The sequence below is a fragment of the Segatella hominis genome, assembly GCF_019249725.2.
Classification (GTDB): domain Bacteria; phylum Bacteroidota; class Bacteroidia; order Bacteroidales; family Bacteroidaceae; genus Prevotella.
Window position 1 is genome coordinate 1,990,358 of record NZ_CP137559.1, and the last position, 23,153, is coordinate 2,013,510.

A 23,153-nucleotide genomic window follows, 5' to 3' on the forward strand; every position below is an offset into this window, starting at 1 on the left:
AGCACTTATCGTTCATAAAATGGTAAAATCATTCAATTTGCTGCAAATGAACGATTTTTAGCACATTTTTACCGATTTGTTACATTCATCTGTCGCCTTTTTCTGACTTTTCCCACAAATTTCTGTATTTTCATCAGATAAAACATAAAGTCCCACAGATTTCAGAACAAAAAAAAGGTGTGACTGATGCCACACCCTCTATATCATTACAAAATCAGATGATTACTTTACGATACCCTTCTCAAGATATTCCACGAGGTTGCAACGAACCTTCTGACCTGCATCCTCGGCAGCAACCTTGGCCATATCGCTCTCTACCATGATCTTCACCAATTCCTCAAAAGAGGTGGTGTTAGGATTCCAGTTGAGCTTTGCCTTGGCCTTGGTAGGATCACCCCAGAGATTGACAACGTCTGTTGGACGGTAGAAATCTGGTGAAACCTCTACGAGGGTCTTGCCAATCAGATTCTCAGGACCTTCTACGCAGATACCCTTCTCGTTCTCATCCTTGCCTTCCCACTTCAGTTCGATACCTACATGATGGAAAGCCAACTGGGCAAACTCTCTTACAGAGTGCTGCTTACCGGTAGCGATGACAAAGTCCTCTGGCTTTTCTGCCTGGAGGATAAGCCACATACACTCTACATAGTCCTTCGCATAACCCCAGTCACGCAAAGAATCCAAGTTGCCGAGATAGAGTTTCTCCTGCTTACCCTGTTTGATGCGGGCTGCAGCAAGAGTAATCTTACGGGTAACGAAAGTCTCGCCACGGCGCTCACTCTCATGATTGAAGAGGATACCAGAGCAGCAGAACATATTGTAAGCCTCACGATACTCCTTGACAATCCAGAAACCGTACTGCTTGGCTACGGCGTATGGAGAATATGGGTGGAATGGTGTATTCTCGTTCTGAGGAACCTCCTCTACCTTGCCATAAAGCTCGGATGTGGAAGCCTGATACATACGGCAGGTCTTCTCCAGACCGCACTGGCGGATAGCCTCCAAGATACGGAGCACACCTGTAGCATCTACATCGGCTGTAAACTCAGGAGAATCGAAACTTACCTGAACGTGGCTCTGGGCTGCCAGGTTATAAACTTCGGTTGGTTTCACCTTGTTCATCACCTGAATGATACTCATAGAGTCGCCCAAGTCGGCATAATGAAGGTGGAAATTAGGTTTACCTTCCAGATGAGCGATACGCTCGCGGTAGTCAGTAGAAGAACGGCGAATGGTGCCATGCACATCGTAACCTTTCTCTAATAGTAACTCTGCCAAATAAGAGCCGTCCTGGCCCGTAATACCCGTAATGAGGGCTACTTTTCTATTATCCATGATCTCTATATTAATTATTATTCATTTATACTATTACCTCTTAGGCTCATCCTGTATTTCAGCGGCGACATCTTGAAATGTTCCCTTACATACTTACCGAAGAACGAGGTATTGGAAAAGCCTAAAATACCTGATATTTCCTTGATAGACTTATTGGTGGAACGCAGGTAGTAAGTGATATCCGCAAGCGTGTATTCCGTAATCCATTCTATAGCCGTCTTATTGCTATGGCGCTTGCAGACGATGGAAAGGTATTTCGGAGTAATGCACAACTGCTGGGCGAAGAACTCTACAGGTTTGTGTTTCACCTCATTCTGTTGCAGCATCACCAGGAATCTGTCGAATATATCATAAGTCGAAGAATTGTTTTTAGTCACATCAGCCACCTCGGTCGTGAAAGCATTGCAAAGGGCGAGAAGTGCCGTTTTCAATAAGGTTTCCACAATTTCGCGGCGATAAGGATTCCAGGAAGAATGCTCCATGCGCTCTTCATCCAGACAGAGACGCACCAGTTCGGTAAACTTGGCATAGAACAGCATTTCCTCGCTCGTCATCCTGATGACAGAAACCTTATCCACATACATGGCGCGATTCCACACATTAATATGTGATCGCAGGATATTCTGCATTCCATGATTGGTGACACAGAGAGCCACGCAGGTGAAATCCGATGAAAACTCAATGATATCCACGACAGAATTAGGCGGACAAACGAAGATATCGTTTTTGCCCACTTCTACGGTCTTACCATTTACTTCCAGCTTCAGATTTCCTTTCTGGCAAGAAGCAATCATATTCATCTGGAGTCTCACAGGATCTGGATTGGCAAGTACCTTGATATTATCAATGATGAGAATATCCTCATCCAGATAGCTTGCACTGATCTCTGCACTCTGAGCAAACTCCCCCTGCTCAATACGTTGCTTTATGTCCTTCTGTTCTTGCTTTGCCATGAATATATTCCTTTACTCTTCACTTCTCATTTCTCACTTCTCATTTCTCATTTCTCAAAACGCCTCACGATACTTGTTCTCGTCCTTGTCTTCGAGCATGGACAAGTAGCTCTGGTATCGGCTGGCGGCAATGAAGTGTTCTTCCACCGCCTTGATGACAGCACAACCCGGTTCGTGGGTATGCGTACAGTTGGAAAAACGACAGTCCTTGGAGAAATGGAAGATTTCCTTAAAATAACTGGTCAGTTCCTCTTTCTCGATATCAAACGTACCGAAGCCCTTGATTCCCGGAGTATCTATCAGATAACCACCTCCAGGCAGTTCAATCATCTCACTGAATGTGGTGGTGTGCATACCCGTATTGTGCGCATCGCTGATTTCTGCAGTACGCTGGGAAGCATGAGGAATCAGGCGGTTGATGAGCGTTGACTTCCCCACACCACTATTGCCGCTCAGGAGAGAAATCTTGTCTTTCAGGATAGGGAACAACTGTTCCACACCCTCTCCCGTTTCGGCAGAGATCTCAACACACTTGTAGTCCACGGTCTCATAGAGCGTACACATCATCTTCTCATAATGCAATTCCTCTTCAGAGAGAAGGTCGTGCTTATTAAACACGAGGATGACCGGCACGCTATAAGCCTCGGCACTGGCCAAGAATCTATCAATAAAAGTGGTGGAAGTCTGCGGATAGTTGACAGTAACCACCAACAAAGCCTGATCGACGTTGGCGGCGAGGATATGACTCTGTTTACTGAGATTAGGCGACTTTCGGATAATATAATTACGCCTATCCTCAATAGCAGAAATAAAAGCCGTACCTTCCTGATTGGTGATAATTTCCACATGGTCGCCCACAGCCACAGGATTGGTGCTGCGGATGCCCTTCAATCTGAAATTACCCTTGATTTTACTTTCAATAAGCTGGCCATCGTCAGTTTTGACGGTGTACCAGCTTCCTGTATTTTTGATGACTAGTCCTTTCATCTACTCACTGCAATAATGATTGTCAAAGAGTCAGTAAGACTATACGGTCATGATTTCTTTTTCCTTCTCAGCCATCAGTGCTTCAAGCTGCTTGATGTATTTATCGTGCAATTTCTGCAACTCGTTCTCAGCGTCCTTCTCCAAATCCTCAGAAAGGCCGTCCTTGATAGCCTTCTTCAGTTTGTCCTTGATTTCGCTACGCACATTGCGCACCTCCACCTTAGCCTTCTCAGCAATCTTGCCACACTGCTTCACGAGTTCCTTACGGCGCTCACCAGTTGGCTGAGGAATACCCAGGCGCACGATTTCACCATTGTTTTCAGGAGTGATACCCACACCACTATCCATAATAGCCTTTTCGATATCTTTGATGGCCTTCTTGTCCCAAGGGCGGATAGCGATGGTACGGGCATCAGGAGTGGTAATATTAGCCACCTGATTGAGCGGTACCATACTGCCATAGCTGTTGACTCTTACACCATCGAGGATAGCCACATTGGCACGTCCTGCACGAATATGAGAGAGCTCCTCTGCGAGATACATCGCTGCCATCTCCATACGCTCACCTGCTGAACTCAAAGTTTCTTTTACGTCTATCATAATTCTTTATTTTATTACTTGTTATTGTTAGTTTCTATTTCTTTTCTGCCCGTAGGACTTCTTTTCCGCCACAAAAATAGGCATTTCTTATCAATTAGCCAAATTATCAGCTAATTATTTTGCGCTTTCCAGGCGTTTCAGTTCCTCATCCACATAGTTGGTGAGTTCCACAAACTGCTGGATAGTGAGCTGTTCCGGGCGCTTGGTCATGATGTCTGTGGTATAGAAATCCTCACGTGGAGTCATTCCTGGGAACATCTGTTTCAGACTGACGCGGAGCATTTTCCTACGCTGGTTGAACACGGTCTTGACGAGGCGCTTGAAGAGTTTTTCATCACAGCCCAATTCCTTCACATCATTGCGGGTCATTCTGATGACAGCACTCTTCACCTTTGGAGGCGGATTGAACACGCCCTCATCCACTGTGAAGAGATACTCCACATCATACCAAGCCTGTATCAGGACACTTAGGATGCCATACGCCTTGTTTCCCGGTTCTGAAGCAATGCGCAAAGCCACCTCTCGCTGAATCATACCCGTACAGCATGGAATGAGTTCCTTGTAGTCGAGCATCTTGAAGAAAATCTGAGAGGAAATATCATAAGGATAGTTGCCAGTAAGCACAAACTGCTCTCCGTCAAAAATCCGGTTGAGATCCATGCGCAGGAAATCCTCACCGATGATACGATCCTGGAGCTGAGGGAAATTCTCATGCAGATAAGCCACCGATTCAGAGTCGATTTCTACTGCCTTTACCAGACGAGGTTTCTCCACAAGATACTGGGTAAGAACGCCCATGCCAGGACCTATTTCCAGCACAGGAATATCAGGACAAGCATCCACCGTATCGGCAATACGCTTAGCTATATTCAGGTCGGTCAAGAAATGCTGACCGAGATTTTTCTTTGGTTTAACCGCTTTCATGCTAATTTATAAGTTGTTTTCAAGAAGTGATGCGTCTCATTCCTTTTTCGACCATGCAATGCGACAAATCACCCAATAATTCTGCAAATTTACTATTTTTTTTTGATATTCATGCAGTTAACTCTGTTAAATTATCAACTTTTCACAAAATCAGTATCAGAACAGACGGCGCTGGAAGCCAAGATTCATGCAGTAGGAAAGTGCTTCTGATGTTTATTTATGCTAAAAATAATCACTTACATGCTAAAAAGTAATGTTTTTCATTCGCTATTGCAGATAAAAATCGTACCTTTGCACCAACTATGAATATCAAGAAGACGATAAACAATATATTGAAGGTGGGTTGGTCACTCCTCTTGGGAGGTGCTATCCTCTACTGGATGTACCGTGGATTCGATTTCCAGCAGGTGAAAGACATCCTGCTGCACAAGATGAACTGGACCTGGATGCTCCTTTCATTCCCGTTCGGTATCTTGGCTCAGACCTTCCGTGGTTGGAGATGGAAACAGACACTCGACCCCATTGGAGAGCACCCTCGAAATAGTGTCAGCGTCAACTCCATTTTCATGAGTTATGCCCTAAGTCTGCTGGTGCCTCGCATTGGAGAGTTTGCCCGCTGCGGTGTACTGAAACGCTGGGAGGGAATTTCATTCCCCAAGTCCTTGGGTACCGTGGTAACAGAGCGCATCATCGACTCTCTGTTGGTATTACTCATTACCGGTTGTGTCTTTCTCCTGCAGATACCGGTGTTCCTCAATTTCTTCGACAAGACAGGCACCAGTATGGAAAGTATTCTGCACCAGTTTACTGCCACGGGATACATCGTTACTGCCATTTGCGGCATAGCCATCCTCATCCTGTTACATTTCCTGCTCAAGAAACTTTCTATATATAATAAGGTGAAAGCCACCCTTCAGGGACTCTGGCAGGGAGTTGCATCGCTCAAGGACGTCAGGAACGTACCGCTTTTCATCGGTTTCACCTTGGGCATCTGGCTCTGCTATTTCCTGCACTATTTCCTCACCTTCCAATGCTTTGAGGCAACCAGTCATCTCAGCGTGATGTGCGGACTGGTGACTTTCATCATCGGCAGTATCGCCGTAGTTGTGCCTACTCCGAACGGAGCAGGACCTTGGCATTTTGCCGTGAAGACGATGCTCATTCTCTATGGCATTTCATCAAACGATGCCTTGTTCTTCGTGCTGATTGTCCACTCCATCCAGACTCTGCTCGTCATCCTGCTGGGCATCTATGCATGGATTTCGCTCTCGTTCACGGATAAGAAAATGAGAAAGATATAAAAACCATTTCTCATTTCTAATTTCTAATTAAAAAACATTTCTAATTAAATAAAGTATTATGGCTGAAATTAAGAATCTGAACCCAGTAGAAATCTGGCGTAACTTCGACAAATTGACACAAGTTCCACGTCCATCAGGACATTTGGAGAAAATTCAGGCTTACTTGCTCAACTGGGCAAAGGAAGCTGGTGTAGAGGCTTTCCTGGACCCTGCAGGCAACATCGTGATGCGCAAACCTGCAACTCCTGGTATGGAGAACCGCAAGGGGGTTATCCTGCAGGCGCACATGGATATGGTGCCTCAGAAAGCAAAAGACAGCAAGCACAATTTTGAAACCGATCCTATCGAGACTATCATCGATGGCGACTGGGTTCATGCCAACCGTACTACCCTCGGTAGCGACGACGGTCTGGGCGTGGCTACTATCATGGCTGTCATGGAGGCTAAAGACTTGCAGCACGGTCCGGTAGAGGGTCTCATCACACGCGATGAAGAGACTGGTATGTTTGGTGCCAACGAACTCCCTGAAGGAGAACTGAACGGCGACATCCTGCTCAATCTCGATACTGAGGTTTGGGGTGAATTCGTCATCGGTAGTGCAGGTGGTATTGATATTACTGCAACCCTCGACTACAAGGAAGTAGAAACCGACCAGGAAGATGCTGCTGTCAAGGTAACCTTGAAGGGTTTGAAGGGCGGTCACTCTGGTATCGAAATCTGCGAAGGTCGTGCCAACGCCAACAAATGCATGGTTCGTTTCGTACGTGAAGCCATTGCCGAACTCGACGCTCGTCTTGCTTCCTGGAACGGAGGTAATATGCGCAATGCCATCCCATTCGAAGCAGAGGTTGTACTCACCTTGCCAAAGGAGAACGTAGAGGCACTCCAGGACTTGGTAGCAGACTGGAAGGAAGAGCTCCAGGATGAATTCAAGGGAATCGAGAACATCGAAAAGATAGAATTCTTCACAGAGAACGTAGAGACTCCTAAGATGGAAGTACCACAGGAGATACAGGACAATCTCGTAGATGCCATCTATGCTTGCCACGACGGCGTACTGCGCATGGCTCCATCTATGCCAGAAATCGTAGAAACCTCATCCAACCTTGCCATCGTAGAGATCGGCGAAGGAAAGGCAGCCATCAAGATTCTCGCCCGTTCATCACACGAAGGTTACAAGGCTTACATCGCCACCATGTTTGAGAGCTGCTTCTCTATGGCAGGCATGAAGGTGGAATTCAGCGGCAGCTATGGCGGTTGGAATCCAAACCCAGACAGTGACATTCTGAAGCATGTACTCAAGGTATATAAGGAGCAGAACGGCGAAGACGGCAAGGTGCAGGCAGTTCATGCCGGATTGGAGTGCTCTATCATCTTGGGCAAATATCCACACCTCGATGTCGTTTCCTTCGGTCCTACCCTCTGCAGCCCTCACACCCAGTTTGAGCGTTGCCAGATCAGTTGCGTAGCACCATTCTGGAATCTCATGAAGCAGTTGCTTGCCGAGATTCCAACCAAATAAATTACAAAAAGGTTAAAATATAGGGCCGGGAAGAAAATTCCCGGCTTTATTTTTGCCATTTTGGTTTATTTTAGTTACCTTTGCAGCCGAAATTTTAAATATCAAACAGATGGACGATTATCACGCGGACAACAACAATGAATTGTAGGCGTGGAGATTCAGCAGAAAGAAACCCATTCACCGCTTTGGGGGCATAGCTAATCTCCATACCCCAAACTTTTATTTTTTGGAGATTAGCAACAATGAGAACATATTGGAATACAGAGAATCATCTGAAGGCTATCAATGAATGGCAGCCTAACTGCTGGATACAAGTAACTTGTCCAACCGACGAAGACCAGCGCTTGCTGGAAGACGAATTCAAAATCCCTGATTATTTCCTCTCGGACATCAGTGATACCGATGAGCGTGCCCGCTACGAATACGACGATGGCTGGATGCTCATCATCCTCCGTATTCCTTATGTCAAGGAAATCAGAAGCCGCACGCCTTATACTACCGTGCCATTGGGTATCATCCACAAGCGGGATGTCACCATCACCGTCTGCTATTACGAAACCAACATGATGATTGATTTCGTGAGTTTCCAGCAGAAGCGAGGCGAAGGCTTCACCGACTATGTGGACATGATTTTCCGTCTCTTCCTTTCCTCTGCCGTATGGTATCTGAAGCGACTCAAGCAGATTAACTCGCTCATCGAGAAAGCCAAGCGCAACCTGGATCATGGCGTCAACAATGAAAGCCTGATCGGTCTGTCACGTCTGCAAGATTCCCTCACCTATTTCATTACCTCCATCCGAGGCAATGAAAACCTGCTGTCTAAACTGAAATTCAAACTCCAGGTGGATGAGTTGGATGCCGACCTGATTGAGGACGTCAACATCGAGATGACCCAGGCGCGAGAAACCACCAATATCTACTCAGATATTCTGGAATCCACGATGGACACCTATTCCAGCATCATCAACAACAACATGAATACCACGATGCGTACCTTGACGTCCATCAGTATCGTCATGATGTTGCCTACCCTGATTTCATCCTTCTTCGGAATGAACCTCATCAACGGTATGGAAAACAGTTCCATCGGCTTTGGCATCGCCATCCTTATCTCTATCGTCGTATCTGGATTGACGTGGGGATTCTTACGCTATAAGCGCTTGCTCTAAGGGGAAGCCAAGTGCCGCATAGCGCATGGACAGCGCCAGAAGAACACAAGAAGTCAGAAAATAATGATAAAAAAATATAAAAAAGCGAGGATAAAAGCAAAAATAAAAAATAAAATTAGGATTTTTCGCTTTTTTTACTTAAGTTTGCAAAATTATTGTGTGTGTATGTGGCAGATAGCGGCACCGTTATCTGCCAAGAAATCGAATCATAAACTAAATACAGTGAAATGATGGACTCTCAAGAAAATGCCCTTTTACAGGGAACCATGGAAGAACCTGCCAAGAAGGCGTATGCCACCAAGCAGGAAGTGCTCGAAAGAGTGAAAGAAATCGCTCGCAGTGCCGAAGCTCCTAACAAGGAAGAGCTCGACCATCTGAAGACAACTTTCTACAAGATTCACCTCGCAGAACGAGATGCTCAAACTAAGGAGTATTTAGAAAAAGGTGGTGACCCGGAAAAATTCGTACTTCTACCTGATGACACAGAAGAAGCCTTCAAGGCTGAAATGCAGATCATCAAGGAAAAACGCGCCAAGATCTTCTTGGAGCAAGAAGAGGAAAAGCAGGAAAATTTAGCAAAAAAACTTGAGATTATTGAAAAGATCAAGGCAATGGCTACCTCTCCTGAGGAAGCTAACCAATCATATAATGACTTCAAGACCCTGCAGCAGGAATGGAAAGATATCAAGGCCGTGCCTGCCGACAAGGCGAATGAGCTGTGGCGCAACTACCAGCTCTACGTGGAGCAGTTCTACGACCTCCTGAAACTCAACAGTGAGGCACGCGAATATGACTTCAAGAAAAACCTCGAGGCAAAGACTGCGCTCTGCGAAGCTGCCGAAAAACTCGATGAGGAAGAGGATGTCATCTCTGCCTTCCATCAGTTGCAGGACTTGCACCAGCAGTACCGTGAAATCGGTCCTGTTGCCAAGGAATTGCGCGAGCAAATCTGGAGCCGATTCAAGGCTGCCAGCACCGTGATTAACAAGAAGCATCAGCAGTACTTTGAGGATATCCGCGCTAAGGAAGAGAAGAATCTCGAACTGAAGACGGCACTTTGCGAGAAGTTGGAGGCTATCGACCTGGATGCCATCAAGACCGCTGCACAGTGGGAGGCTACTACCAAGGAGGTAATCGCTATGCAACAGGAATGGCGTGAAATCGGTTTTGCTCCTCAGAAAATGAATGTGAAGATCTTTGAGCGCTTCCGCACCATCAATGATGTATTCTTCAGCAAGAAAGCTGAGTTCTTCAAGGAACTGAAATCGCAATATTCCAGCAATTTGGAAAAGAAGCAGGAACTCGTCAAGAAGGCACAGCAACTTGCTGATAGCACAGACTGGAAGAAGACGGGCGACAAAATTATTGCGCTGCAGAAAGAATGGAAGACCGTGGGCGTTGTGCCTCGCAAACAGGGTGAACTGCTCTGGAAGGACTTCCTCGATGCTTGCAACAAATTCTTCGAGGCTCGCAACAAGGCTAATGCGGGCACCAGAAACACGGAGCACAGCAACTTGGCGAAGAAGCGCGAAGTAGTGGCTAAACTGAAGGACTTGCTCGAAAACCCTGTAGAGAACGTGCAGCAGGCACTGCAGAAGCTGACAGAGGAATATAACTCCATCGGTCATGTGCCTTTCAAGGAAAAGGACAATATCTACAAGGAGTATCACGAAGTGCTCGACAAGATCTATAAGGACTTGCACATCAGCAATGCCAAGCGCCGTCTCGACAATTTCAAGAACAATCTGAAGAATGTGGCCGAGAAGGGTTCTGATGCCTTGGACAATGAGCGTGGACGACTCTTGCGCCGCTACGACCAGTTGCGCAATGATATCACAACCTATGAGAACAACCTCGGCTTCCTCAATGCTGCCAGCAAGAAGGGCAACAGTCTCGTAGAGGAAATGAACCGCAAGGTGCAGAAGCTCAAGGATGATCTCGAACTGGTAAAAAAGAAGATCAAGGCTATTGATGCAGAAAACAAGTAAAATATATAGCCCCACAGATCTCACGGACTTTACATAGGTCTTACATAGACCGATGAAAATTTAAAGTCCCACAGATTTCACAGATATCCACAGATTTATTTCTCTTCAAAAGATCTGTGTTAATCTGTGAAATCTGTGGGACTTTTTTTTAGACCCTTAAGCCTGTTCTCGCCTTGCACGAACAGGACTTATATCACACTTACATCTTTTCTATGATTTTCATGCCCTCTTCCACCGCTTTCATATTGAGTGGGATCAAACCATGATGGCGCTCAGGCAACGACTTGAAGAGCGCTTTGTTCAGACCGTCTGTGCTCACCACAGGACAAACCTTCAGCAGACCACCCAGTACAATCATATTAAACACCTTAGCGTTTTTCATCTCAGCCGCCTTGTCCATCGCATCAATACGATACACGGTGATGTCCTTACGCTGCGGAGGATTCATGATACCATAACCATCATAGATCAGCACACCGCCCGGCTTAACCTTCGATTCAAACTTATCGAGCGAAGGCTGATTCAGTACGATAGCCACATCATAATGGCTCAAGATAGGCGAAGAGATACGGTCATCGCTCACGATTACCGTCACATTCGCCGTACCGCCACGCTGTTCCGGACCGTATGCAGGCATCCAAGTCACCTCTTTATCCTCCATCAGTCCAGAATAAGCCAGGATTTTTCCCATAGAGAGAACACCCTGACCACCAAACCCAGATATAATAATTTCTGTCTTCATTTCTCGTTTCTCATTTCTCATTTACATTCCCGTCGTATCCTTCAAGTCTCCCTTAGGATACTCCTTGAACATATTCTCTTCCATCCACTTATTAGCTTCCACAGGAGAAAGTTTCCAACCACTGTTGCAGGTAGAAACGATTTCCACCAGACTGGAACCCTTGCCCTGCATACTCGCCTCAAAGGCCTTGCGGATAGCTTTCTTAGCCTTCCTGATGCTCGCTACAGTTTCCACGCTCTGTCGGGTCACATAGCAAGTACCCGTCAGATGGCTGGCAAGTTCGGTGATATTGAGCGGATAACCATGAAGATCTGGCTGACGACCGTAAGGACAGGTAGCCGTCTTCTGACCCAGCAGAGTAGTAGGAGCCATCTGGCCGCCCGTCATACCATAAATGGCATTATTGATGAAGATAATGGCGATATGCTCACCGCGGTTTAGGGCATGAATCGTCTCGCAAGTACCGATACAAGCCAAGTCACCATCACCCTGGTAAGTAAACACCAGACGATCGGGCCACAAACGTTTGATGCCCGTAGCCACTGCAGGCGCACGACCATGAGCCGCTTCCTGCCAGTCAATATCCAAATAACGATAAGCGAAAACAGCGCAGCCCACAGGACAAACGCCCACCGCCTTATCCTCCATACCCATCTCCTCTATCACTTCGGCGACAAGCTTATGCACCACACCATGCGAACAGCCCGGGCAATAATGCATCGGAACATCGTTCATCAGTGTCGGTTTCTTATATACCAGATTCTCTGGCGAAATTATATCATTCATAATGTATAATTTATTTCTTATCAATAATTAATCGCTTGAGCGCCTCCACAATTTCCTCTGGTTCAGGCACAATACCACCCAAACGACCGAAATGCGCTACAGGCACCAAACCGTTTACTGCCAGGCGTACATCCTCCACCATCTGTCCGGCATTGATTTCAGCCACAAGGATACCCTTCGTACTCTCAGCCAAGTGATGGATTTCCTGAGTAGGGAAAGGCCAGAGCGTGATCGGACGGAAAAGTCCCACCTTGATACCCTGCTCACGAGCACTCTCGATACTCTTCTCTGCAATACGGGCAGCACTGCCGAAAGCCACGATCACATAGTCGGCATCCTCACAATACTGCATCTCGTAGCGCACCTCCGTCTCACGGATTTTCCTGTATTTCTCCTGCATCATCAGATTGCGCTCCTCCATCACTTCCGGTTTCAGTTCCAGGGAAGTCATGATATTCGGCTTCCTGTCCTTCTTACGACCGATGGTAGCCCAAGGACATTCCTCCGCAATCTCCTGCTCCGTGCGGCGTGGTTTCATCGGAGGAAGCGCCACCTTCTCCATCATCTGACCGATGACACCATCACTCAGTATCATCGCCGGATTACGGTATTTGAAAGCCAAGGTGAAAGCCAAGTCCACGAAGTCAGCCATCTCCTGCACAGAAGCCGGAGCCAATACGATCACATTATAGTCACCATTACCACCACCACGGGTAGCCTGGAAATAGTCACCCTGCGAAGGCTGGATAGTACCCAGTCCAGGACCGCCACGCTGCACGTTGACGATGACACCCGGAATCTCGGCACCCGCCATATAGGAAATACCCTCCTGCATCAAAGCCACACCCGGACTGGACGAAGTAGTAAGCACACGCTTACCAGCACCCGCACCGCCATAGACCATATTGATGGCAGCCACCTCACTCTCAGCCTGGAGCACCACCATACCAGAAGTCTCCCAAGGTTTGAGCAAAGCCAAAGTCTCTATAATCTCACTCTGTGGAGTAATCGGATAGCCAAAGAAACCATCCACACCACATCTGATGCAGGCATGAGCAATCGCCTCATTACCCTTCATCAAAGTTATTTCACGTTTCTGTTGTTCAGCCATTATTCATTCTCCTTCTTACGATACACGGTAATACATCCATCAGGGCATACGATGGCGCACGAAGTACAACCCACGCATGCATCCGGCACAGCCGCTTCCACATAGCGATAACCATGCACATTTACTTTTTTCTCGGCTAATGCAATGACATGTTGAGGACAAGCCACCACACAGAGCGCACATCCCTTGCAGCGCCCTGTATCGACTACAATAGCCCCTTTAATCTTACTCATATTCTTTTCGTTCTAATTATCTTTACGCTTGGAGTAAACCAAAACTGCCGTTGTCCACATGTCGGTTATTATGGATTGTAGTAGTCCTTGCAATAGAAGCTCATGATATCATCCAGCATCTCCTTGGCAGCCACGGCAGGACTCTCCGGATCGAGCGCAATGGCCTCCAGATAACAGTCGATGGCACGCTTAAAGTCGCCTTGCTTGCGCCAGGCGTTACCTTGTTGATAATAATCTTCTGCTTTCATTTACTCTATTTATTTTTAAGTTTTACGCTGCGAAAGTACTAAATTTCAGCTAAGAAAAAGAATAAAAGCGGAAGATTTAAACTATATTAATGTTGATTTTCTAAAAAAATGCGCACACTACTTTTTAGTGTGCAATTTTTCAAGAATAATATCCGATATTACTACATTTTATTTTGGTAGATTACATACAGTACGATGCCACGCAAAACGAGATAAATGATGAAAGCCAGCCACAGGGCATGATTGCCCATCAGTGGATGCAGGATGAAAAACAGGGCAAAGAAGGAAGCCGAAGCGATGGCAGTAGAACAGAGCATCGACTTCGACCGAGTGATGCCCACGAAGATGCCATCGAAGACAAAGGCCGCCATTCCAGCTAAGGGAATCAGAACCGCCCACCAGAAGTAATCACCCGCAGCCGTTATCACCCGCTCATCATCCGTCAGGAGCGCAAGGAAGTATTCTCCTCCTATCATATATAATAAGGTGAACCCCGCAGCCACCGCTAACCCGAAGCCCATCGTCCTGCGCACCACTTCCCGAAAGGCCACCATGTTCTTAGCCCCGTAATACTTGCCACTCAGGGCTTCTGCAGCGTAGGCAAAACCATCCATGAAGTAGGAAAAGATGGTGAAGAGCGTCATCAGCAGGGTGTTCACCGCCAATACCAAGGTACTCTCCCTGGAACCAGCCGCCGTGAAGAAGAGGTTGACAGCCACCAGACACACCGTACGGAGAAAAATGTCCCTGTTGAGCGAGAAAAACCGTTTGAGAGGTTCCGCAGCTAAGAGATGCTGACGGAAATCATACTTGCCCAACCGGCGATAATGAAGACGGAAAAGCAGACACGCCATGAGGAAGCCCCACCATTGGGCGATGACCGTACCGAGTGCCACGCCCTCCACCGTCATCTTGCCCACGAAGACCAATAGCAGAGAAGCGATGATATTCACCACATTCTGCGTCAGCGAAACCATCATCGGAATACGGGTATTCTGCATACCGATAAACCATCCCGTGAACCCATACAGACCCAATACGGCAGGAGCACCCCAGATGCAGACATAGCAGTATCTGCGGGCAAGTTCCACCACATCAGCCTCCGGCGACATCGCCCAGAGGCCACCCCCAATGAGCCATTTCTGGAGCACAAAGAAGAGCAGACCAATCCCCACACCGATGCCTAAGGAGCGCACCAAGAGCCTCATCACCTCCGCCAAGTCTCTCCTGCCCAACGCCTGCGAAGTCATCCCGCTCGTCCCCATTCTCAGGAAGCCGAACAGCCAATATACCACGTTGAAGAGCATCGATCCCACGGCAATGGCACCGATATAAGCCGCATCGCCGATATGTCCGACAATAGCGACATCCACCAAACCTAAAAGCGGCACCGTGATATTAGAAATGATCGACGGTACCGCTAATTGTAATATTCGTTTATTCACGCGTTCTATATTTCGCTGCTTGCTCCTCAATATAAGCAGCATCACTGAAGTAGTCGATACGCATAGCCTTGCGCACCTCATCCATTGTCTGCGCAGCAAATTCACGCGCATCCTCACTACCCTTCTTCAGGATATTGAACACCTCAGGAATATCCTGCTCAAACTCATGACGGCGGGCACGGATAGGGTCGAGCATCTTGTTGAGCACACTGTTCAAGAACTTCTTGCAAGTACCATCACCGATACCACCCTTCACATACTGCTCCTTCAGTTCATCGAGAGATTTGAATTCAGGCCAGAACTCAGCGAAGTCCTCATCAGTAGAGAAAGCCTCCATATAGGTGAACACAGCATTGCCCTCCAAGTGTCCAGGCTCCTCCATGCTCATGCGAGGCTCACCATTCGACATCTTCTTCACCTTCTTCCAAACAGTCTTCTCGTCATCGCTCAGATAGATGCAGTTGCCCAAGCTCTTGCTCATCTTCTCCTTACCATCGGTACCAGGAAGGCGACGGCAAACCGCATTTTCAGGGAGCAGAATCTCAGGTTCCACCAATACAGGCGCATAGATCTGATTGAATCGGCGCACCAGCTCACGGGTCACCTCCAGCATAGGCTCCTGGTCCTCACCAGCAGGAACGGTAGTAGCCTTGAAGGCAGTAATATCGGCAGCCTGGCTCACAGGATAGCAGAAGAAGCCCAATGGGATATTAGCCTCGAAGTTACGCATCTTGATTTCCGTCTTCACGGTAGGATTTCTCTGCACACGAGATACAGAGATGAGGTTCATCAAGTAGGTAGTCAACTCAGCCAATTCCGGAATCATACTCTGGATATAGAGTGTACATTTCTGCGGATCAAGACCAGCAGAAAGGTAGTCGAGAGCCACCTCAGTGATATTCTGTCTAATCTTCTCAGGGTTATCAGCGTTGTCAGTCAGCGCCTGAACATCAGCCATGAACACAAACATTTTGTCGAAGTCGCCAGCATTCTGCAGCTGCACACGTCGCTGAAGCGAACCGATATAATGACCCAAGTGAAGTTTACCAGTAGGACGGTCTCCCGTCAATATAATCTTTCCCATTTACTTACAATTTATTATTTTTAGCTGCAAAGGTACGGTTATTTAATCAAAAAACAAAATTTTTTCTATCTTTTTTCATTTACCCTATCACCCAATCCTCTATATTCCCTTTGAAGAGTCGAAGTTGATACCAACTTTCGTTATAGATCTGCTGATAATTCCCTTATGATGAGACTAATATTTTTTGCATTTATACTTGACTAATTCAGATTTTCTTCGTAATTTAGCAGCGCAAAACGTAAGATAAGTAAGAATATGGCAAAAATAGTAAATTTCTATCCAGTAGGAATACAGACATTCTCGAATATACGAGAGGGCAATTATCTCTATGTAGATAAGACAAAATACATCATGGATTTTCGTAAGAAAAAGATGAAGTATGTCTTTCTGAGTCGCCCAAGACGATTCGGGAAGTCGCTTTTTGCCTCTACTCTCCAAGCTTATTTCGAGGGGAAAAAGGAACTTTTTGAAGGATTAGCCATTGCTGATTATGAGAAAGAATGGGTGAAACATCCTGTTTTTCATTTCGACATGAGTGGAGCCAAGCATTTTGATGCTGATGCTTTGAATAATTATCTGAATCTGGAACTTTTGCCATACGAAGAACTTTATAGTAAGGGAGAAGGTGAAAAATATCCTAATGAAAGACTGGAAGGAATCGTAAAGCGAGCTTACAAGCAAACGGGAGAAAAGGCTGTAGTCATCATCGATGAATATGATGCCCCTCTGCTGGATGTAGTGCATGAGAAGGAGAACCTGCAACCGCTCCGTCGTATCATGCAGAATTTCTACAGCCCATTGAAGAAGCTCGATCCATACTTAGAGTTCACCTTCATCACGGGTATCACCAAGTTTTCACAGTTCAGTATCTTCAGCGAGCTCAACAACCTCGATAATATCAGTCTGTACGACCAGTATTCGGCAATCTGTGGCATCAGCAAGACAGAACTAACCACGCAGATGAAACCAGATGTAGAGGCAATGGGCGAAGCACTTGGTATGACGTATGAGGAATGCCTGGCAGAGCTGACACGATTCTACGACGGCTATCATTTCAGTGAGAATTCGGAAGATATTTTCAACCCGTTCAGTCTGGTGAAGGCGTTGAATGCAGGCAAAATTGCCCCTTATTGGTTTGGTTCCGGCACTCCATCCTTTCTATTGAAACTATTGGATAAATATCATGTCAATCTTTCTACATTGGAAAGTCAGGAGGCAGTACTCAGCTCTTTCGACCAATCTACGGAGGAAATGACAGATGCCTTGCCATTGCTTTATCAGAGCGGTTACCTGACCATCAAGAAATATGATCCGATGTTTCAGGAATATACTTTAGGCATCCCAAACGGGGAGGTACGTAATGGCTTACTCAATTCCTTGATTCCACATTATGTAAATCCTCGTCGTTCCGATAATGATGCCTTCCTCTTAGGATTCTGCAAAGCAGTTTACCGCAATGATATTGAGGCGGCATTGGAACACATGCGCACGTATATGGCTACGATACCATACGATTTGGAGAATCATAGCGAGAAGCATTATCAGACCATTTTCTATCTGATGTTCAGCTTCCTCAATATCTATATCCGTACGGAGGTGAAGAGTGCCATCGGTAGGGCAGATGCCGTGATGCACATGCCAGATACAATCTACGTCTTCGAACTGAAGGTAGATAAGAGCGCCGAAGAAGCTTTGACCCAGATAGACGAAAAGGGCTACATGCTCCCTTATCACTCTGAGGGTAAGCGACTGGTAAAAATCGGCATCAGCTTTGACAGCACCCAGCGTACCATCAGCGAATGGAAAATCAAGGAAGAATAAGAAAAAAAGTAATCCGAAACAGAAGCCATATCAGCTATCTGTTTCGGACTTTTTATTACCTATAGTAAATATCTTACTAAGCTCTTTATCAAGATGTCATTACTTAGCAACCATGATAGTAACACGGTTTTTGTCATTCTCTGAGAATGGTTGAACACGAGCACCCTTTGAATCTTCAGTGATTCTAGATTTTTCAATACCATATTTCTCTTTGAGGACCTTCACTACAGCTGCAGCACGCTTTGCAGAAATCGCATCATTGATTCTGTCATTACCTGTACCAGCATCAGCATAACCTGTTACGACTACCTTAGCGTCTGGGTTAGCATTCAGGAAGTCAACCACCTCTTTGATCTTGCTCTCTTCATTAGAAGCAATCTTGTTAGAGTTGATAACGAAGAATACATCACGTCTGATTTCTTCTACCTTTTTCTCCTCCACCTTTGGCTGTGGCTTTGGCTCTGGTTTTACATACTCCTCGACAGGGCGTGGAGTCTCCTTCACAGGCTCAGTCTTGGTGTAGCTCTTGCCGAGGTTGATGCGAAGACCAGCGAGGGCATTGAAATACCAGTCAGCGTTGCCTGCTTTCTTAGAGTTGTATTTATCGGTAGTGATATTGGCATTTCCTTCCAACATGATGCTGACAGCCTTGCTCACCTTGAACTCCAAGTCGATACCTGCACGGCCGAAAGGACGAACCTTAGTACCATCCCAGAGATACTCTAAGTTGTATTTGTCGAGAGACTCCAGCGTCTTGGCAATATCGTTCACCTCATCGTTCTTCCAAGCGATGTTGGCACCACCTCCCACGAATGCGCTAAGATTGAATACACGGTTTGGATTCCAGCCGCAGAAGAGGTTGCTCAAATTGAACATGAAGTCTAATCCTGGTGCCACATAGTTGAATTTATAGTCAGCAGAGAATGGAGTATCACCGACTTTCTCTCGATAAGCAGCCCATCCACCCTTGCTCTGCCATCCATTAGCCTGGAGGCGCATAGCGAATACTGGAGAGAACTGGTAGCCCAATCCCAACTGTACGTTAGGAGAAATCAAGTCACCAAACTTAGCCTCACCAAGAGTGTACTGAGCACCACCCTGCAAGTTGAGGAATGCGTGCTTCTTGAATGTGTACTCATTGCCATCTTTATCAGTGTAGGTGGCTTGTGCCATTGCAGCTGTTGTACCTAAAGTTAAGGCAGCAACAGTAAGGATTGATTTAAATGTTTTCATAACTTTATATTTTTAATGTTTAAGATTCATATTTTATCTTTTAATTTTTACAGGACGGATGTGACGACCAATATATCTATAATAGTAATTGCTGTGTGAAACTCCGCCATTTTTTGAAAACTCAAGATAATATGCAGAGTTATATCTAAAAGCATCCTGGAGAGTGTACATGGTGCTTGACCAATAACTACCATCCTCACTGCCTTCTTCAGTGACAGGCATGAAAATACTATTTGTGTTTGAATGATCCTTAGGTGTTATTTTATAACCTGCTACGCCATTCTCAGTTGTCCATGTCCAGTCACATTCTGTTGTAAGTTCCAGCATCTCAGTATAGTTAGGCATTTTCCAATCGCCACCCCATTCTTTGTGAGCCACATCATAGTCAGTTCCTGCTATTTCCTCAATACCTTCGTGGATATATGCTCCGTTAGTATATAAAGAATAGTTATCTAATGTATAATTCTCTGCTTTTCCTTCTCCTTTGGTGCTGGTTTCTCCCCAGGCATATTTATTGCCTGCTTCTGAAGAAGTAGTTGCTCCAACATTATATGATGCCCAATAAACAGACAATCCCAAATCTACGGCAGCTCCATCATAAGGAGAAGGATTTACTATTATTTCACCTTTTGTAGGATCTGTGGTATTGGATTTGCCTAATACAGGTCTGATTCCCATTCCCAGATATTTAGAGGCATTTTGTAATCTTCCTGAAAGTTGTGCAGATGATGAGAAGGTGTAATATACGCCCAATGCCAACGAGTTAGCTTCGCTCGTCCAATAATAAGCATTGGTATTCTGCTGGTATGTATTTCCTTCTGCTTGTCGATTACCATTATATGGTAAGAAGATAGAATTTCCGTTAGGGCCTATTACTTTCCAGCCTCTGATAGGTGAGCTGACAGACTCCCAGGTACACTTTTCTCTTAGTTCTATGAAGTCATATCCATTAGGCATATGAGCACCTTTTCCTAATATGTATGTGGCTGGGTCATAATCTTTGCTTCCACTGATGTTGGTAGGTGCTTGATAGATGTAGTTCCAGTCGTAGTCGCCTTGGGAAGTATATTTCTCATTATTGTCTCCCCATGCAAAGAAATTGCCATATTCATCTTCGCTTTTAGCACCCAAGTTGTATTGGGCCCACTTTAACCCAGAAGGAAGACCTAAGTCAACCCATTCTACAGAATACTTAGTATCTGTAGTGAATGATTTTATATTAGTTAAAGAGTCTTTGCCATTGATAGTTGCAAAAGCTCGATAATAGCATGTCGTATTATACCCAAGTCCATTGATATCAAAGAAATTTTGACCAGCTTCAGTCAATTGGCTATTGTCAATTTCTAAAGTTTTATAATTGTCTTCAATGTCGTTTGAACTGGTAGCATAGCGAATGCCAAGTTTTGATATGTTCTCTACATCACCCGAATACAATACGAATATTCTTGCTCCTGTATTGGTTATGGCATTGGCTTCGGAAACTTGCAGATTAATTCCTGCCTGGTAGTCGCCATAGACTGGTCTCATGGCGAATCCCATATATCGATTTTCTAAATCTATATGGGTTGATACATTCTTCGTGTCATCTGTTGTAATTGAGAGGTAACTTGCTTTATTGCTGTTGTTGGATGATAGCATACCTGTCCAATAGTAGCAACCTTGATTGTTTTCATCAAGGATATTACCATCTCGCTTTGATGTGCAAGGCATATATATGTGATTTCCATTAGGACCTGTAACCATATAGCCTTTTACTTTTTGGTTCTCATCTTCTACTGCAGTCCAAGTACATTTGTCGATGAGTTCCTGTGTTTCTTTTGTAGAAGGCAATCTCCATTTGTCTCCCCATGATGTTTTCACGAAGTCGTATTTTGTGTTTACGATGTCGCCTTTAGGATAGAGGGAAGGGAAGTAGTTTAAGTCACGGCTTGTATTAAGTCCTGTGATGTCTCCCCAACCTAACAGTAATCCTTTTTCTTCTTCGGATGAAGCGCCTATATTGAAACTTGCCCATTTTACGCTCAACCCAAGATCAACAGCAGTCGTCTCATCAGGTTGAGGTACGACGATAGGTGATACTTCGCCAAAAGTGATATCTTTGACTTGCCACACATACTTTTCTATGGTGGTACCGTCGTTTAAAGTGATGATTACCTTATGCTGACCGAAAGAAGGACAAGCACCTATAAATAAGCCCAGTAAGCTTGAAAGTATATATTTTCTCATTTCTTTAAGATCTTAAATGATTTCTTATTCGTCTTTACTACATACGCACCATTTGGAAGGTTCTCCAATGATATTGAGGCTTTTCCTTCTTCATTGGCTGGTTGCTGAGATAGAACCTTACCATCAATGGAATATAGAGTAACCTTGCCTCCTTGAATTAATCCTGAGACTAACAGTGTTGAATTGCTAAGGAAAGCAATTTGAGGAATTTCTTTGTTTTTCGTAGAGATATCATCTATGTTGGTGGTTTCTTCATCTACAAAACTGATGGATGTAACATTCTCGTATAGCAAAGATATGTTGACTCCACTAATCTCTATGTTTTTTGCAGAAAATGAAATGATTGGTTTCTCTGTAAGTTTTACGTATGTAGTTTTGGAACCTTCACCATCTTCTGTGTATGTCAAAGCCAAGAGATAATTATTGTCATTGGCTCTTGAAACTAAAGAGCCAATAACAAGTAATACGAATATAATACTGTATTTGATAACTGAAGTCATAGTTGTTTGTTATTTTGTGATGGAACCTGTCAGACTGATGATAGTTTCTGTTCCATTTACCGCATTCGACTTGATATAGAATTCTCTGATAAATGGATTTTGTACCTCCATTTCACTGACATCCAAAACTATTTCCATTTGATAAGTATCACCTGGTTGTATTGGCTCTTTAGGCATATCTGCACTTGCACAATAACAACTAGATAATACTTCTGTAATTTCCAAGGGAGTATCGCCTGAATTGAGTATTGGTACTTTATAGATGTGTTTCGTTGCATCCTTTTTTAGTGCACCTACTTCTATTTCTTTGTTCTCAATATCTATGTATGCTCCTTTGTGTTTTATATTAGCATGATTCGTACATGCAATAATTGTAAAAATCAAAAAGACAACACAATATTTAATATTGATCGTCCATGTGTTGTATGCCTTCTGCATCTTCATCACGCAAAGTTAAATACCAAACGTTATCAATTCTGACTGGGTTGAGCACGAGTTTGATGCAGCCTGACCCTGTTCTTACATCTGCATTAGGAGCGATCTTAAAGAAAATGCCTATTTTGTTGTCCTTTTCTCCTTCCAGATGGATGGAATTTTCCTCACAGCCGTGGAAAGGAAATTTTGTCATGATGATTTCAAACTTTTGTCGCTTTTCCACTGGTAGCTCGGCAATTTTACCTTTTTCTACAACATGAAGCATGGATGATGCATTGCTTAAGTCGCCATTATTGGCATACTGAACAAACATTTTTACCAAACTGTCTATGCTTGAGGTGTCTTTGGCCGTGAACTCTACAGAAGCTGGTCTGATGTAAGTTTCATCTATCTTGTCTTTTTGATTGCTTTTGCATGATACCATAGATAAGCATATTGCTAAAGCGAGAGATGAATATTTTGATAAGTATTTCATAATCTTTAAAATAAAAATAAAGGGAGGAGGCATGA

22 protein-coding genes are annotated in these 23,153 nt (G+C 45.0%); 5 read left to right on the top strand and 17 right to left on the bottom strand.

Translation table 11 applies throughout. The annotated features are described in order from the left end of the window. Positions 1-222 precede the first annotated feature (222 nt). The 5 genes from gmd to rsmA all read right to left on the bottom strand — a co-directional run bounded on the left by gmd (position 223) and on the right by rsmA (position 4,799). A complete protein-coding gene (gene gmd / locus KUA50_RS08305) occupies positions 223-1,335 on the bottom strand; it encodes a GDP-mannose 4,6-dehydratase (protein WP_022110389.1) in 1,113 nt (370 codons plus the stop codon). A gap of 17 nt (positions 1,336-1,352) precedes the next feature. Then, positions 1,353-2,288: a helix-turn-helix domain-containing protein gene (locus tag KUA50_RS08310; protein WP_218457304.1), complete on the bottom strand. Its 936-nt coding sequence runs from the start codon at positions 2,286-2,288 to the stop codon at positions 1,353-1,355. Positions 2,289-2,342: 54 nt separating this feature from the next. Continuing rightward, complete coding sequence (rsgA, locus tag KUA50_RS08315) at positions 2,343-3,275, bottom strand: ribosome small subunit-dependent GTPase A (protein ID WP_218457303.1); 933 nt, start codon at positions 3,273-3,275, stop codon at positions 2,343-2,345. A 39-nt stretch (positions 3,276-3,314) separates the two neighbouring features. Beyond that, positions 3,315-3,875, bottom strand: a complete 561-nt coding sequence (frr, locus tag KUA50_RS08320) for a ribosome recycling factor (protein ID WP_022110392.1) — start codon at positions 3,873-3,875, stop codon at positions 3,315-3,317. A 114-nt stretch (positions 3,876-3,989) separates the two neighbouring features. Beyond that, a complete protein-coding gene (rsmA, locus tag KUA50_RS08325; protein ID WP_134842870.1) occupies positions 3,990-4,799 on the bottom strand; it encodes a 16S rRNA (adenine(1518)-N(6)/adenine(1519)-N(6))-dimethyltransferase RsmA in 810 nt (269 codons plus the stop codon). A gap of 302 nt (positions 4,800-5,101) precedes the next feature. On the opposite strand from rsmA, the gene KUA50_RS08330 reads away from it, so the two are divergent. The 4 genes from KUA50_RS08330 to KUA50_RS08345 all read left to right on the top strand — a co-directional run bounded on the left by KUA50_RS08330 (position 5,102) and on the right by KUA50_RS08345 (position 10,779). After that, positions 5,102-6,100 (top strand): lysylphosphatidylglycerol synthase transmembrane domain-containing protein, encoded by a 999-nt coding sequence (locus KUA50_RS08330; RefSeq protein ID WP_218457302.1) that lies wholly within the window; start codon positions 5,102-5,104, stop codon positions 6,098-6,100. Between the two features lie 58 nt (positions 6,101-6,158). Then, positions 6,159-7,622 carry an aminoacyl-histidine dipeptidase gene (locus KUA50_RS08335; protein ID WP_218457301.1) on the top strand — a complete coding sequence of 488 codons (1,464 nt, stop codon included), beginning with the start codon at positions 6,159-6,161 and terminating at the stop codon, positions 7,620-7,622. 242 nt (positions 7,623-7,864) lie between these two features. Next, positions 7,865-8,791, top strand: a complete 927-nt coding sequence (locus KUA50_RS08340; RefSeq protein ID WP_022110397.1) for a magnesium transporter CorA family protein — start codon at positions 7,865-7,867, stop codon at positions 8,789-8,791. A gap of 227 nt (positions 8,792-9,018) precedes the next feature. Continuing rightward, the gene (locus tag KUA50_RS08345; protein ID WP_218457300.1) at positions 9,019-10,779 is read left to right on the top strand and encodes a DUF349 domain-containing protein; all 1,761 of its coding nucleotides are present in this window, start codon (positions 9,019-9,021) and stop codon (positions 10,777-10,779) included. A gap of 199 nt (positions 10,780-10,978) precedes the next feature. Here the strand turns inward: KUA50_RS08345 and KUA50_RS08350 are convergent, their stop codons facing one another. The 7 genes from KUA50_RS08350 to trpS form a co-directional block, all read right to left on the bottom strand. After that, positions 10,979-11,521: a 2-oxoacid:acceptor oxidoreductase family protein gene (locus KUA50_RS08350; RefSeq protein ID WP_022110399.1), complete on the bottom strand. Its 543-nt coding sequence runs from the start codon at positions 11,519-11,521 to the stop codon at positions 10,979-10,981. Positions 11,522-11,542: 21 nt separating this feature from the next. Then, positions 11,543-12,310, bottom strand: a complete 768-nt coding sequence (locus tag KUA50_RS08355) for a thiamine pyrophosphate-dependent enzyme (RefSeq protein ID WP_218457320.1) — start codon at positions 12,308-12,310, stop codon at positions 11,543-11,545. A gap of 7 nt (positions 12,311-12,317) precedes the next feature. Then, on the bottom strand, positions 12,318-13,418 hold the full coding sequence (locus KUA50_RS08360) for a 3-methyl-2-oxobutanoate dehydrogenase subunit VorB (protein ID WP_218457299.1): 1,101 nt from the start codon (positions 13,416-13,418) through the stop codon (positions 12,318-12,320). Then, positions 13,418-13,651, bottom strand: a complete 234-nt coding sequence (locus KUA50_RS08365; protein ID WP_022110402.1) for a 4Fe-4S binding protein — start codon at positions 13,649-13,651, stop codon at positions 13,418-13,420. Before KUA50_RS08365 ends, KUA50_RS08360 begins: the two co-directional genes overlap by 1 nt. A 68-nt stretch (positions 13,652-13,719) precedes the next feature. Beyond that, positions 13,720-13,899 carry a tetratricopeptide repeat protein gene (locus KUA50_RS08370; protein ID WP_022110403.1) on the bottom strand — a complete coding sequence of 60 codons (180 nt, stop codon included), beginning with the start codon at positions 13,897-13,899 and terminating at the stop codon, positions 13,720-13,722. Between the two features lie 161 nt (positions 13,900-14,060). Beyond that, positions 14,061-15,353 carry an MATE family efflux transporter gene (locus KUA50_RS08375; protein WP_413777457.1) on the bottom strand — a complete coding sequence of 431 codons (1,293 nt, stop codon included), beginning with the start codon at positions 15,351-15,353 and terminating at the stop codon, positions 14,061-14,063. Next, the gene (gene trpS / locus KUA50_RS08380) at positions 15,337-16,428 is read right to left on the bottom strand and encodes a tryptophan--tRNA ligase (RefSeq protein WP_218457298.1); all 1,092 of its coding nucleotides are present in this window, start codon (positions 16,426-16,428) and stop codon (positions 15,337-15,339) included. The genes KUA50_RS08375 and trpS overlap by 17 nt, the downstream gene beginning before the upstream one ends. A gap of 255 nt (positions 16,429-16,683) precedes the next feature. Here trpS and KUA50_RS08385 point away from each other — a divergent pair, with 255 nt between their 5' ends. Next, positions 16,684-18,249, top strand: a complete 1,566-nt coding sequence (locus tag KUA50_RS08385; protein ID WP_218457297.1) for an ATP-binding protein — start codon at positions 16,684-16,686, stop codon at positions 18,247-18,249. Between the two features lie 99 nt (positions 18,250-18,348). Here KUA50_RS08385 and KUA50_RS08390 read toward each other — a convergent pair whose 3' ends face one another. Genes KUA50_RS08390 through KUA50_RS08410 form a run of 5 tightly spaced genes read right to left on the bottom strand, consistent with a single transcriptional unit; the run spans position 18,349 to position 23,118 of the window. Continuing rightward, a complete protein-coding gene (locus KUA50_RS08390; RefSeq protein ID WP_218457296.1) occupies positions 18,349-19,482 on the bottom strand; it encodes an OmpA family protein in 1,134 nt (377 codons plus the stop codon). Positions 19,483-19,515: 33 nt separating this feature from the next. Beyond that, positions 19,516-21,708: a hypothetical protein gene (locus tag KUA50_RS08395; protein ID WP_218457295.1), complete on the bottom strand. Its 2,193-nt coding sequence runs from the start codon at positions 21,706-21,708 to the stop codon at positions 19,516-19,518. After that, positions 21,705-22,208 carry a T9SS type A sorting domain-containing protein gene (locus tag KUA50_RS08400; RefSeq protein WP_218457294.1) on the bottom strand — a complete coding sequence of 168 codons (504 nt, stop codon included), beginning with the start codon at positions 22,206-22,208 and terminating at the stop codon, positions 21,705-21,707. Before KUA50_RS08400 ends, KUA50_RS08395 begins: the two co-directional genes overlap by 4 nt. Before the next feature lie 9 nt (positions 22,209-22,217). Further along, entirely contained in the window at positions 22,218-22,652 is a 435-nt protein-coding gene (locus KUA50_RS08405) for a DUF1573 domain-containing protein (RefSeq protein ID WP_318346014.1), read from the bottom strand. Then, positions 22,609-23,118: a hypothetical protein gene (locus KUA50_RS08410; protein WP_218457292.1), complete on the bottom strand. Its 510-nt coding sequence runs from the start codon at positions 23,116-23,118 to the stop codon at positions 22,609-22,611. The genes KUA50_RS08405 and KUA50_RS08410 overlap by 44 nt, the downstream gene beginning before the upstream one ends. Positions 23,119-23,153 lie beyond the last annotated feature (35 nt).

What these genes read in the sequence shown, in the direction of transcription:
- gmd (WP_022110389.1), bottom strand. Translation starts at nt 1,335, where the DNA reads ATGGATAATAGAAAAGTAGCCCTCATTACGGGTATTACGGGCCAGGAC.
- KUA50_RS08310 (WP_218457304.1), bottom strand. Translation starts at nt 2,288, where the DNA reads ATGGCAAAGCAAGAACAGAAGGACATAAAGCAACGTATTGAGCAGGGG.
- rsgA (WP_218457303.1), bottom strand. Translation starts at nt 3,275, where the DNA reads ATGAAAGGACTAGTCATCAAAAATACAGGAAGCTGGTACACCGTCAAA.
- frr (WP_022110392.1), bottom strand. Translation starts at nt 3,875, where the DNA reads ATGATAGACGTAAAAGAAACTTTGAGTTCAGCAGGTGAGCGTATGGAG.
- rsmA (WP_134842870.1), bottom strand. Translation starts at nt 4,799, where the DNA reads ATGAAAGCGGTTAAACCAAAGAAAAATCTCGGTCAGCATTTCTTGACC.
- KUA50_RS08330 (WP_218457302.1), top strand. Translation starts at nt 5,102, where the DNA reads ATGAATATCAAGAAGACGATAAACAATATATTGAAGGTGGGTTGGTCA.
- KUA50_RS08335 (WP_218457301.1), top strand. Translation starts at nt 6,159, where the DNA reads ATGGCTGAAATTAAGAATCTGAACCCAGTAGAAATCTGGCGTAACTTC.
- KUA50_RS08340 (WP_022110397.1), top strand. Translation starts at nt 7,865, where the DNA reads ATGAGAACATATTGGAATACAGAGAATCATCTGAAGGCTATCAATGAA.
- KUA50_RS08345 (WP_218457300.1), top strand. Translation starts at nt 9,019, where the DNA reads ATGATGGACTCTCAAGAAAATGCCCTTTTACAGGGAACCATGGAAGAA.
- KUA50_RS08350 (WP_022110399.1), bottom strand. Translation starts at nt 11,521, where the DNA reads ATGAAGACAGAAATTATTATATCTGGGTTTGGTGGTCAGGGTGTTCTC.
- KUA50_RS08360 (WP_218457299.1), bottom strand. Translation starts at nt 13,418, where the DNA reads ATGGCTGAACAACAGAAACGTGAAATAACTTTGATGAAGGGTAATGAG.
- KUA50_RS08365 (WP_022110402.1), bottom strand. Translation starts at nt 13,651, where the DNA reads ATGAGTAAGATTAAAGGGGCTATTGTAGTCGATACAGGGCGCTGCAAG.
- KUA50_RS08370 (WP_022110403.1), bottom strand. Translation starts at nt 13,899, where the DNA reads ATGAAAGCAGAAGATTATTATCAACAAGGTAACGCCTGGCGCAAGCAA.
- trpS (WP_218457298.1), bottom strand. Translation starts at nt 16,428, where the DNA reads ATGGGAAAGATTATATTGACGGGAGACCGTCCTACTGGTAAACTTCAC.
- KUA50_RS08385 (WP_218457297.1), top strand. Translation starts at nt 16,684, where the DNA reads ATGGCAAAAATAGTAAATTTCTATCCAGTAGGAATACAGACATTCTCG.
- KUA50_RS08390 (WP_218457296.1), bottom strand. Translation starts at nt 19,482, where the DNA reads ATGAAAACATTTAAATCAATCCTTACTGTTGCTGCCTTAACTTTAGGT.
- KUA50_RS08395 (WP_218457295.1), bottom strand. Translation starts at nt 21,708, where the DNA reads ATGAGAAAATATATACTTTCAAGCTTACTGGGCTTATTTATAGGTGCT.
- KUA50_RS08400 (WP_218457294.1), bottom strand. Translation starts at nt 22,208, where the DNA reads ATGACTTCAGTTATCAAATACAGTATTATATTCGTATTACTTGTTATT.
- KUA50_RS08405 (WP_318346014.1), bottom strand. Translation starts at nt 22,652, where the DNA reads ATGAAGATGCAGAAGGCATACAACACATGGACGATCAATATTAAATAT.
- KUA50_RS08410 (WP_218457292.1), bottom strand. Translation starts at nt 23,118, where the DNA reads ATGAAATACTTATCAAAATATTCATCTCTCGCTTTAGCAATATGCTTA.